This window comes from Caloramator sp. Dgby_cultured_2, assembly GCF_028872215.1.
In the GTDB taxonomy this organism is placed as follows: Bacteria; Bacillota; Clostridia; order Clostridiales; family Caloramatoraceae; genus Caloramator; species Caloramator australicus.
This window is the reverse complement of record NZ_CP118396.1, coordinates 536499-548651: the sequence shown is the minus strand read 5'-3', so window position 1 is coordinate 548651 and position 12153 is coordinate 536499. Positions and strand designations below refer to the sequence as shown.

At 34.1% G+C, this 12153-nt stretch carries 8 protein-coding genes, 6 pseudogenes and 1 riboswitch; all 14 genes and pseudogenes read right to left on the bottom strand.

All coding sequences use genetic code 11. The annotated features are described in order from the left end of the window. Positions 1 to 102: 102 nt before the first annotated feature. Complete coding sequence (locus tag PWK10_RS03600) at positions 103 to 321, bottom strand: hypothetical protein (RefSeq protein WP_274767400.1); 219 nt, start codon at positions 319 to 321, stop codon at positions 103 to 105. A 217-nt stretch (positions 322 to 538) separates the two neighbouring features. After that, positions 539 to 967 (bottom strand): hypothetical protein, encoded by a 429-nt coding sequence (locus PWK10_RS19390; protein WP_446715332.1) that lies wholly within the window; start codon positions 965 to 967, stop codon positions 539 to 541. 150 nt (positions 968 to 1117) lie between these two features. Further along, positions 1118 to 2372: pseudogene (gene kamA, locus PWK10_RS03590) on the bottom strand (lysine 2,3-aminomutase). 14 nt (positions 2373 to 2386) lie between these two features. Next, positions 2387 to 3426: pseudogene (gene kdd, locus PWK10_RS03585) on the bottom strand (L-erythro-3,5-diaminohexanoate dehydrogenase). Positions 3427 to 3437: 11 nt separating this feature from the next. After that, positions 3438 to 4103: a CoA transferase subunit B gene (locus PWK10_RS03580; protein ID WP_274768093.1), complete on the bottom strand. Its 666-nt coding sequence runs from the start codon at positions 4101 to 4103 to the stop codon at positions 3438 to 3440. A 6-nt stretch (positions 4104 to 4109) separates the two neighbouring features. After that, a pseudogene (atoD, locus tag PWK10_RS03575) lies at positions 4110 to 4755 on the bottom strand (acetate CoA-transferase subunit alpha); the annotation flags it as partial. Between the two features lie 4 nt (positions 4756 to 4759). Next, positions 4760 to 5581, bottom strand: coding sequence for a 3-keto-5-aminohexanoate cleavage enzyme (kce, locus tag PWK10_RS03570; RefSeq protein ID WP_446715288.1), 822 nt, complete (start codon positions 5579 to 5581; stop codon positions 4760 to 4762). A 9-nt stretch (positions 5582 to 5590) separates the two neighbouring features. Beyond that, a complete protein-coding gene (kal, locus tag PWK10_RS03565) occupies positions 5591 to 5974 on the bottom strand; it encodes a 3-aminobutyryl-CoA ammonia lyase (RefSeq protein ID WP_274767398.1) in 384 nt (127 codons plus the stop codon). A gap of 89 nt (positions 5975 to 6063) precedes the next feature. After that, positions 6064 to 6241: riboswitch (Lysine riboswitch) on the bottom strand. A 73-nt stretch (positions 6242 to 6314) separates the two neighbouring features. Further along, a pseudogene (locus PWK10_RS03560) lies at positions 6315 to 7498 on the bottom strand (acetyl-CoA C-acetyltransferase). A 963-nt stretch (positions 7499 to 8461) separates the two neighbouring features. Next, entirely contained in the window at positions 8462 to 9091 is a 630-nt protein-coding gene (locus PWK10_RS03555; RefSeq protein WP_274767397.1) for a hypothetical protein, read from the bottom strand. Positions 9092 to 9161: 70 nt separating this feature from the next. Then, positions 9162 to 9362 (bottom strand): hypothetical protein, encoded by a 201-nt coding sequence (locus PWK10_RS03550; protein WP_008908913.1) that lies wholly within the window; start codon positions 9360 to 9362, stop codon positions 9162 to 9164. Between the two features lie 778 nt (positions 9363 to 10140). After that, on the bottom strand, positions 10141 to 10350 hold the full coding sequence (locus tag PWK10_RS03545; protein ID WP_040306252.1) for a hypothetical protein: 210 nt from the start codon (positions 10348 to 10350) through the stop codon (positions 10141 to 10143). Between the two features lie 132 nt (positions 10351 to 10482). Continuing rightward, positions 10483 to 11326, bottom strand: a pseudogene (locus PWK10_RS03540) (3-hydroxybutyryl-CoA dehydrogenase). Between the two features lie 7 nt (positions 11327 to 11333). Further along, positions 11334 to 12131: pseudogene (locus PWK10_RS03535) on the bottom strand (short-chain-enoyl-CoA hydratase). Between the last annotated feature and the right edge of the window lie 22 nt (positions 12132 to 12153).

Sequence of the window (12153 nt, the reverse complement as noted above, 5' to 3'; positions counted from 1 at the left end):
TTATATTTTTTTAAGTTCCATTCCAAAAACAGTTTTAGGCTGAAGCTGCTCATATACATAGTCAAATCCTATTTCTTTAAGGTCTATATCAAAAAATTCATCCTATTCATCTCCTAATACGTTAAAGACAGGGATATTTATTTTCTCCTTCATTTTTTCTTGAAACTTTTTAGCATCAAATTCATAGCCATAGGGCGATTTAGGATTAATTGTTATACATATAACATTTATAGGTATTAAGGCCCTTATTTCTCCCCCACTTTTAATAAACACATCTAATATTTCCCTATTTAAAAACAACTTAGTCCCATCTTTTACCAAAAAATTTTTCCCTTATATTTATCAGTTGATTTTATTATGTCCTCTAAAATTTTATCTGTTACTACTCCTTTTATAACTACATGGGTTACATCATCCATTAAATTTTCAACTATATCCTTTGAAGACTCTAAAGACGTTAAGGCATTTATGGCCTTATAGGAATAATCTTTATAGATAACACCTATCTTAAAATTTTCTATAATTTTTAGAGCATTATTTATGACTTTATCATCATCCTCTTTTTAATCGATAAAAGCTTTAAGGTAAGCTCAGTTTTGTCTATAACCTTGTTAATATCCCTTGATAGTGCTGCTCCAGTTGATAAAATTGTGGCCTGTGTTATGCTTGGCGATGCCATCGTTTTTCTACTTAAAGAGCCATCTATTAAGACCTTTTCTGCACCATAGTATAGCATCCTTTCGCTTATCCATTTTATTGCTGAATTTACAGAAGGACCTGCAATTTCAATATATCCATCGCTCAATGCCCTTCCAATTATAATTTCTCCAAGGGGAGTATTAATTCCTGTGGTTTCTAAGACTTCTTTAGTAACATCTGATTTTAAGAAAAATTCCTTACATGTTGCAAAAATTGTCCCCTTTTCGATATAAATTCTTGGCTTTTCTGTATTTGTAACTCTGTCTATATCCTCTCCGTCTCTTCCTATTGATGTAAGACCAAGGGGATAACTCCCCTGGTCTTGTTTAAAATATGATTTAGAACCGTTGTTTTTCCAACATTCTTTTCCATCCCAATTATGGATATTGTTCTATAGGGTTTTATAAGCTTCAAAACATTACTCATGCTTATGACCTCTTTGTTTTCTTTCAAGTCCTTCAGGCTCTAATGACAATTGATTTCCTTGTAATAATCCTGCAACCCCTATTAATTTTGCTTCCCTTTCACCACTACAAACTTCACAGTTGCAACTTGGTGTATATTCATCAGGTTCTGTATAAGTTGTTATAACTCCCTCAAAATTTCTTAAAATTACCTTGTTATGATTCATTGAAACTATATAATTTGGCATTACAGGGATCTTACCTCCACCACCAGGTGCATCAACAACAAATGTTGGAACTGCATAACCCGATGTATGACCTCTTAATCCTTCTATAATCTCAATTCCCTTAGCAACAGGGGTTCTAAAGTGCTGTAATCCCATTGAAAGGTCACATTGGTAAATATAGTATGGTCTTACCCTCATCTTAACAAGTTCATGAACAAGCTTTTTCATAACATGAACGCAGTCATTGATTCCCCTTAAAAGCACTGATTGATTTCCAAGAGGTATTCCTGCATCAGCAAGCATTGCAATTGCTCTTTTTGATTCTTCAGTAACTTCATTTGGATGATTAAAATGGGTATTTAACCAAATTGGGTGATATTTTTAAGCATATCAACTAATTCCTTAGTTATTCTCTGTGGCATAACAACTGGGGTTCTTGAACCAATTCTAATAATTTCAACATGTGGTATTTCTCTTAATTTTTTAATTATATATTCAAGCCTATCGTCGGATAAAGTTAAAGGATCCCCACCTGATATTAAAACGTCTCTTATAACTGGTGTATTTTTAATATATTCGATAGCTTTTTCTATTCTATCCATAGGCATAGGCATATCCTGTTGTCCTGCAAACCTTCTTCTGGTGCAGTGTCTACAATACATAGAACATTGGTCTGTAACTAAAAGCAACACTCTATCAGGATATCTGTGGGTAAGACCTGGAACAGGTGAGTCCGTATCTTCATGCAAAGGATCAAGTAAATCCTCACTTGCCTTATGAAGCTCATTTTCTGTTGGAATAGCTTGTTTTCTTATAGGATCATGTGGGTCATTAGGATCGATTAAGGAAAGATAATATGGTGTAATTGCCATCCTAAGCGTCCCAAGGCAGGTAGCAACTCCCTTTTCCTCTTCTTCTGTAAGCGGAATATATTTTTTAGATCCTCTAATGTTTCGATTCTGTTTCTTAGCTGCCATTTCCAGTCATTCCAAAGCTCATCTGGAATATCCTTAAAAAGCTCCCATCTTCTATTAACCTTCATTAAAATCCCCCAAATTATTTTGCATACATTTCTTCAAAAACCCTTCTTAACTTTTCATTTTCTCTTAGCTCTTGTAAAGTGATTTCAGCATGACCCTTAGTGTATCCATTTCCAATAATCATGGTTACATCCTTTCCTACACCCTCTGCTCCTAATGCAGCCTTTGTAAAGCTTGTTGCCATTGAGAAGAAGTAAACAATTCCTTCGTCCTTTACAGGAAGAATTGAAGACATTTCTGTATTTGACACGTTAACACAATTTATTGATATATCCACTTCCTTACCGTCATTTGCTTCTAAGGTTTTATTAAGAACTTCAACAGGCTTTTGCGCATCTGCAACAATTATTCTATGGCATAATCCTAAGCTTTCTAATCTTTCTTTATCCTTTTCACTTCTAACAAGCCCTATAACTCTCCCTGTTGGTCCTACCCTCTTCATAGCTTCATAGCAGCAGAGCATCCCTGACTTTCCTGCTGCACCTAAAATAAGGACGCTTTGCCCTGGTTTTACAAGCTTTGCAGTTTGAGCAGGTGCACCAGCAACATCGAGGGCAGCTAATGCTAAAGTTTCGTCCATATCCTCAGGAAGCTTTGCATATATTCCACTTTCAAATAAAATTGCCTTTCCTTTAATTTCAACTCTATCTATTTCTGGCTTAACATCGATTATTTCATCAATTCTAAGGGGTGTTAGAGACAAGTGAAACTAATGTTGCAATCTTATCTCCTATCTTTAGATCTGTTTTGCCGATTAAGGCACTTCCTATTTTCTCAACTATCCCTATTAACATCCCACCTGATCCTGTTACTGGGTTCTGCATTTTTCCTCTTTCGTTAACTATTTCTAAAATTCTCTTTTAATCTTTTCTACATCTTTGCCCTGTTCTTCTTCAATCTGGGTAAAGCTTGCTGAGTCTATATTTAAAGCAATAACATCAATCAAAATTTCATTGTCGTATATTTCCATGTCATTTGAAATTTTAACTGCAGGTTGTGGTAAAACCCCTGTGGCTCTAAAACTCTATGTGTTCCGTATTTGCATCCCCTTTTCATAACAAAACCTCCTAAATGTCCATTATTTTTATATCTTCTGGGATAATAAGATCAGCTTCAGTTAATGATTTTACTTCATCTATGGTTGTATCCTTATAAATTTCCCTTAATACTAAACCTTTGTCGGTAACTTCTAAAACGCAAAGTTCTGTAACGATCATATTAACTTCTGCCTTTGCAGTTAATGGAAGTCTACATTTTTTCAAAATCTTTGGCTGTCCTTTGCTTGTATGCTGCATAGCAACAATTACCTTTCTTGCTCCAACAACAAGGTCCATTGCACCACCCATTCCAGGAACCATCTTTCCTGGAATTATCCAGTTTGCTAAGTTTCCTTCCTGATCAACCTCAAGTGCACCAAGAACAGTAATATCGACATGTCCCCCTCTAATCAGAGCAAAGGATGTTGCACTATCGAAAAAGGCACCAAAGGGCATTATAGTAACTGGCATTCCGCCTGCATTTGTTATATTTTTATCCTCTTTTCCCTTCTCTGGTGCTGGTCCCATTCCTACCATACCATTTTCTGATTGGAAGATTATATGAACTCCTTCAGGAACATAATTTGTCACTAAGGTTGGAAGTCCAATCCCTAAATTTACAAGCTGACCATCCTTTAATTCCTTCGCAATTCTCTTTGCAATTATTTCCTTTGCTAATTCTTGATTAGGAATCAAATCCTTCGCCCCCTTTATAATGTAATCAACTAAAACACCAGGCGTCATAGCATCCTCAGGTCTTAATTCACCAACCTTTACAATCTCCTCTGCCTCAACTATAACAGTATCAGCTGCAAAAGCAATTATTGGATTAAAATTCCTTGTTGTTCCCTTGTAGAATGTATTTCCAAACTCATCAACTATGCTACCCTTTATAAGGGCAACGTCAGCTCTCAAAGGAAGTTCAAGAAGATATTCCTTTCCATTTATAGTTAATTTCTGCTTACCCTCTTCAACTATAGTTCCAACGCCTGTTGGAGTTAGAACTCCCCAAGTCCGCTTCCGCCTGCTCTTATTCTTTCGATTAAAGTTCCCTGAGGACAAAGCTCAACCTCTAATTTTCCTTCGTTCATGAGTCTACCTGTTTCTGGATTAGTTCCGATGTGAGAAACAATGACCTTTTAACTTGTCCGTTTACAACTAACCTTCCTAGTCCCCTGTCTGGAAAGGAGGTATCATTTGCAATAATTGTTAAATCCTTAACATTTAATTCCAACAACATATCGATTAGTTTCTCAGGTGTTCCGCACGCTAAGAATCCGCCTATCATAAGCGTCATTCCATCTTTAAAAAAAGGTTTTACTTTTTCAATATCCACAACCTTATTCATATCATCACCCCTTTATACCCAAAATCTTTCTTGCCTCATCAGGCGTTGCTATTTCCCTTCCTAATTCCTTTGCAATCCTAACAACCTTTTCAACAAGTTCTCCATTTGATTTTGCAAGAACTCCTTTTGAAATATAAACATTATCTTCAAAACCGACTCTTACATGTCCACCCATAATAATAGCCATAGTAGCAAGCGGCATTTCATACCTTCCTATTCCAGTAATCTGTCCAAGTAGCATCCTTGGGAATGCTTTCAGCCATAAACAAAAGATCCCTTGGCTCCCCTGATATTCCACCATTAACGCCCATAACAAAATTAAAATGAAGGGGCCTTCTATGAAACCTTTCTTATGTAATCTTAACGCCATATCTATCATACCCTTGTCGAATACCTCAAGCTCTGGCTTTATTCCTAGCTCCTTCATCCTTTTAGCAAAATATATAATCGTGTTTTCGGTGTTTACAAAAATATCATCTCCACCAAAATTCAGCGTTCCACAATCTAAAGTCGCCATTTCTGGTTTTAAATAAATCGGCTGAAGTCTTTCTTCATTTGTCATTCCAACAGCTCCACCTGTTGAAGGTTGAATTATGACATCTTTGCAGCGCTCCCTTATTGCCTCCATGCAAACTCTAAACCTTTCCTTATCCTGAGTTGGTGTTCCATCATTATTTCTTACATGAAGATGTATAATGCTTGCCCCTGCTTTATATGCTGCCTCAGCTTCCCTTGCAATTTCCTCTACAGTATATGGAACATTGGGATTGTGCTTTTTAGTAACCTCTGCACCGCATATTGCAGCAGTAATAATAAGTTTTTCCATAAGCTCCCCCTATTTAAATCTTTGCTTGTCCTTTGGAACCACACAAGTTCCACTTGCTCTACATACTATAATAGGTTCTTCTAAAACTTCTGCTGCTGAATCGTTTATATCCGGTCTTGACTGAATTACCTTTCTTGCTACAAAATTCATCTTTCTTGAAGTATTACCAACTTCAACTATTTCACCCTCTGCTTCTATGTAATCTCCTGCATATACCGGTGCTAAAAACTCTACTGAATCATAAGCTCTAAATAATCCTTCATCACCATCATGCCTGATTAAAAGCTCTGTTGCCACATCACCAAATAAGTTTAGTATCCTTGCTCCATCCACTAAATTTCCTCCATAATGTGCATCATGAAGACTCATTCTTACTCTAATTAACGCCTTCAAAACCATCCCCCTGTTTTCGATTAATTTTAAATTTTTCGACATATCTACTTAAAAATAAAAGCGCTATTCATGCAATGAGACTAGCCCACTGCATAAATAGCGCTTCATGGCACAGCCATGACAGTGATAGAGCTTACACCCTATCCCCAAGGATATGCTGAGGAACCAACATAACCTTTCGGCGAGTAAACCCTTCGCTTAAGATATTGGGAGTTCCTTCCCTTAACACCCTTAAGCTACCCTTTTACCCGCACCTCTATTTATGCCAAAATATGCATATTTAATTCTAATCTTATTATAACATCAGTTAAAATTTTTGTTAATATATTTTTTGAATTTTTTAAAGATTTGCATTTTCTACTAAAATTGCAACACCCATGCCTGAACCTATACAAAGGGATGCAATACCATAACGCTTGTTTTGTCTTAATAGCTCATGAATCAATGTTACTAATACTCTGGTTCCACTTGCTCCAATAGGATGACCTAAGGCAATTGCACCGCCATTTACATTAACCTTATCTGGATTAACTCCCAATTCCTTTAAAACTGCTAAAGATTGTGAAGCAAAGGCTTCGTTAAGTTCAAATAAATCAATTTCATCAATCGACATATTCAGCTTTGCAAGCATTTTTTGATAGCAAAAACCGGACCAATCCCCATTATACTTGGCTCAACTCCAACAAGGCCAAAACCTTTTATGTATACTAGTGGCCTTAAACCTAATTCATTACACATTTCCTCTGATGCCACTAATACTGCAGCTGCACCATCATTGATACCTGATGCGTTTCCAGCAGTTACTGTTCCATTAGCCTTAAATGCTGGCTTTAATTTAGCAAGCTTTTCTAAACTTGTATCTTCTCTAATATATTCGTCATCTTTAAAAATTATTTCTTCCTTTTTAGTTTTAATAGTTACCGGAATTATTTCATCTTGGAATTTACCTTCTTTTCTTGCCTTTGATGCCTTCATTTGGCTATTATAAGCAAAACTATCTTGTTCTTCCCTTGAAATATTGTATTTCTCAGCAAGATTTTCTGCTGTTATTCCCATGTGATATAAATTAAAAGGACATGTTAATCCATCATGAATCATAACATCGATAAGTTCAGTGTTGCCCATCTTAATACCATTTCTAATTCCCTTAACTAGAAAGGGGGCATTTGACATGCTCTCCATACCGCCTGCAATACTGATATCTTCCTGTCCTGCAATAATAGATGTATATGCCATTATTACCGAATGAAGTCCTGAACCGCAAACCGTATTTACTGTTGTTGCTGGAACTTCGATTGGAATGCCTGCCTTTAGAGCTGCTTGCCTTGCAGGATTTTGACCATTACCTGCCTGTAGAACATTACCCATATAAACCATATCTATTTTTTCTTTCACCTGAGGATTTTCCTTTAAAATCGCCTCAATAACTTTAGTTCCAAGTTCTACAGCACTAAAGCTTGATAACGAACCCATAAAGGATCCTATTGGAGTTCTTTTTGCACTTGCTATCGCTACCTTTCTCATTTTATCCCCCTCTTTTTAAATTATTTGCTATATTAATTTTATTCAAAATATTTAAAATGTTACACAATTTTATGATATATTCTTTTTATAAAATCTTCAATAATAGTTATTTTTTAGCAATCCAGTATAAACTGAATAATTTTTTATTCAACACAGAATCTTGACAAAATATAATCTCTAAAAGAGATTCACTGCAAAAGTTTCTTTTTTAAAATATGAAAAGATTGAAGCTAATCTTTCAAGTAATTACTAAAATGTTAAATCCATTTCCTTGTATCCCTACAAACTGCCTTTCCTCTTTAATTTTTAATAGCCTCACGCAAAACCAAACAATACGCTGAGTTTTTACAAAAGCCAACCTTTCATTGGCATTTTTGACATGTCCATTTTTATTAATTTTGCTTTACTTAATCTTAATTACATAAAAACTTCTTAAAAATTAGCAAAGATGGACATCTAGATAATTTGCCAATCCCAAACTATTTACATAAAGCCAAAGTCAAAAGTCCCACATTTGATTCTTGTAAAGTGGGACTTTTGACTGCTTGAAACCGCTGTATAATGTTGAGATCTTTATTTGTGAATATCGTTTTTATATCTCTTCCAGTTAATGTATGCATTTATACCTAAAATGACAACTATAAATAGGAGTAAAATGTTTGTTATTTTTATTAAATTACCTAAGTAAGTAAAGTGCCCTTGCAAATGAAATAACGTTCTTCCAATATTATCTAATCCATTACTAATCCCATTACCAATCCCCGTAATGCACTTAAATAATCCGTCATTATTTAATCCTCCTTTCTTTTATATTTTATTTAATAAGGATAGAATTGTTGTTTCTCACTTTTCCTAGATAGTTTTAATATACACTATAAGTATACCCTATTGAAATACTTTTTCTTAAATAATAAGTACTTCCTATTTGATAACTTATACTAAATCCAATTGATTGTAGATAACTTATTGAGTATTCTCCCCTGCACTTAAAGTCGTTCTTACTTCAATAGTAGCCGTTCCGAATGTTTCAATCTCAATTGTTGGGAAACTTCCTGATGTAGAAATAGTGGTAGCATGTGGATTCACTAATTCCCAAGTTCCGCCACTTTCTGCAGTCCAATACGTATCATTTACTGATTCAATTTGCCTAAATGAGCCATAACTATATACTGTTAAAATTGTATACAATCTTGTAACTGCTGGTCCATCTTTTCTTTCTTTGTATACATAATGTATTGAATAATCACCACTTGTAGATTGAATTAAGTTTACTGTATATTGGCTTAAAAATTGGCTTTTACTATCTTTACTATTACTGCTATTAATGAGAGGAACAACCTTTTCTCCAAATGCTTCTATTAATTCTCCCGTCTTCTTGTCTCTTATTTCAACTCTTTCATAACCATCCTTTTGCATTCTTTCTATTTTTACTTCAGAAATATCATATGGAACCGTTACATAAATGTCCTTTATTTTTAACTTACTTTTATTTACTCCTTGATCTGATACCTTATTTGCACCTGTTGCTGCAAATGCAATTGTTGTCGATAGGAGTAATGTCAAAGACAACAAAAATGATATTATTTTTTTCATAGTTTTTTACCCCCTTTTAAAGATCTTATAACTTTATAATCATGAGTCTTATTTAGAAAATCATCTATTTTTATACAGTATCGCCTCCCTTATCAAATTTTTCATAGAAGTTTAAATTTACAAGGTTTATTTCGTCAATTGATAGGAATTTAGGTTCTTCTTCACTTATTATATAATTTTTATTGGTGTTGATATTAGCAATCATTGAAATATTGGCTGCGATGGAAATAATGATTAACAATAAAAGAATATATCTCTTGATCCTTTGCATATTCCCTACCCCTTAATATTATTGAACCAATATTTACAATAATTATCAAATTTTATATAATTTAATTGTTAATAGAATTTTTGTAAAAATTGTATTTATTTAATTTTTTCTTTTTAAATCTTTAACTTTGAACATGCTTTGAAAAAATAGTGAAAATTTAACTTAAAGTTAAATTTTCACTATTTTTTCAGATTGTAGACAAACCCCTTATTTGTTGAAGACTTTGCAATGGCCCCGTGAATGGATTTCAATAAGGTATCTCTCATGAGCTCTAGCAATTCTTGTTTTTCGACTTTTCAAAAGTCCGTAATTCTGCACACGGACGTGCAGAGCCGAGTGGTCGACATGGAGATAGGCTCACGATGGTAAGACTTTTGAAAACAAAGAAAAGCTTAGAATGCTTAGCGAATGAGCGAATGCCAGGGAAATCCTTCACGGGGCCAACCAAAAATATTTTTTCAAAGCCTACTTTTATCTTTTAAATTTTAGTGTGTTTAATTTAAAACTCAGACACATAGTATACCCCATATAGTCAATTCAATATTATTGTAGTATACATCACAAATTTCTGATGTAAAAATTCTTCTAATATACATCTGTTAAGTCGTTCTATATGGAATTTAATAATTTCTTTGTCTAGTTCAAGAGTTAAAATGTTATCTTGATAATTCAATTCTGATGGCACTCGTTTATTTGTTACTATAAAAATATCTATTATTTTATTATCATCTAATATGCTTCCTTATTCTAAATTTATGAATACTTCATTATTTTAATCTTAAATCATATCTGTTATTGAGTTTAGGTATGCACCTACTTCATAGCTGTAGTTTGTTGTAAAGGATGCTGAACCTGTTGAAATAATATTGTTGTTTAGTCTTACTAAATTATCATAATTATAGGTTACAATTAAAAAGTTTTTTATTAGCAATATGTAATATATACCTTCCAATGTATGAATGGCCATATTTCTCTCATTACTTGCCACTTTTAATACATCCGGTTCGAGTATGGCACCCTTGCTATTTGCTAGTGATCCCCACTACTAGGCCCACAAAGGTTTCACCGCTAAGCTGTCGCAAATGCCGTTTGCATAAAAAATAGGAGGGTATTCCTCCTCCTATTTATAATCATAAAATCCTTTTCCAGTTTTTCTTCCAAGATATCCTGCCCTAACCATCTTCTTTAGCATGATATGTGGTCTATACTTAGCATCCTTTGTTTCTTCATAAAGATATTCCATAATTGCAAGAACTATATCGTTTCCGATAAAATCTGATAATTCAAGTGGTCCCATAGGATGGTTTGCACCTAATTTCATCGCTTTATCTATATCTTCTTTGCTTGCAACTCCCTCTGCCAGTATTCCTATTGCTTCATTTATCATCGGTATTAATATTCTATTAACTACAAATCCTGGTGCCTCTTTAACTTCTACAGGGTCCTTTCCTATCTTTAATGAAATTTCTTTTATCTTTTCAAAGGTTTCATCCGATGTTGCAATACCTCTTATAATTTCAATAAGCTTCATTACAGGTGCTGGGTTGAAAAATGCATTCCTATAACTCTATCGGGTCTATTTGTTGCAGCTGCAATCTCAGTTATTGATAGTGAAGAAGTGTTTGAAGCAAGGACAGTTTTTTCGCTGCAAATTTCATCAAGCCTTTTAAACAATTCCTTTTTGCCTTCATATCTTCGATTATCGCTTCAATTACAAGATCACAATCCTTTGCATCTTCTATGTTTATAGATTTATGTATGCTATTTAATATATTGTTTTTATCCTCTTCAGATATCTTTCCCTTTTCTACTAATTTTGTTATGTTTTTAACTATATTGTTATACCCTCTTTCAATAAACTCTTCCTTTATATCGTTTAAATAAACTTCAACTCCATTTTGTGCAAAAGCTTGAACTATACCAGAACCCATAGTTCCTGCACCAACAACAAAAACCTTCATAATTATCCCCCTATCTATTTTTAAATTTTTCAATTTTTCTTTTTCTAAAAAAGCTGTCATTGCATCCTTTTGATCTTCTGTGGCAAAACACTGGGCAAAAACTTCAACTTCATACATAAGAGCTGTATCTATATCCGCCTGATACCCCCTATTAATTGAAGCCTTTGCAACACTAATTGCAAAAGGAGCATTGCTGGCTATTTTTTAGCCATATTTAATGCCTCATCCATAAGTTCTTCTTTTTTACTACTCTGTTTACAAGGCCAATTTTAAATGCCTCATTAGCATCGATCATATCTCCAGTAAAAATCAGTTCCTTTGCCTTTGCTAATCCTACAACCCTCGATAGTCTTTGTGTTCCTCCAAATCCTGGAGTTATTCCAAGTCCTACTTCAGGTTGACCTAGTTTTGCATTTTCGGAGGCTATTCTAATATCGCAAGATAAAGCAAGTTCACATCCTCCTCCTAAAGCATAACCATTTATTACTGCTATAGTTGGAATTCTTAAATTTTCAATCCTTCTAAATACTTTATTGCCTATTATACTAAATTCTCTAGCCTCTTTTGGATTCATGTCCTTCATTTCAGCAATATCCGCACCTGCCACAAAGGCCTTTTCTCCATCCCCTCTTATCAAAAGGACATAAATTTCCTCATCTTTTTCAACTTGGTCTAAAACTTCATTTAATTCTACCAGCGTTTTAAAATTCAATGCATTCAATGCCTTAGGCCTTGATATTGTAATTATTCCAATATTACCATCCTTTTCAAATTTAATATTTTCCAAAATACCACCCCCCAAAAACATTATACCATTTTAAAAATATTTT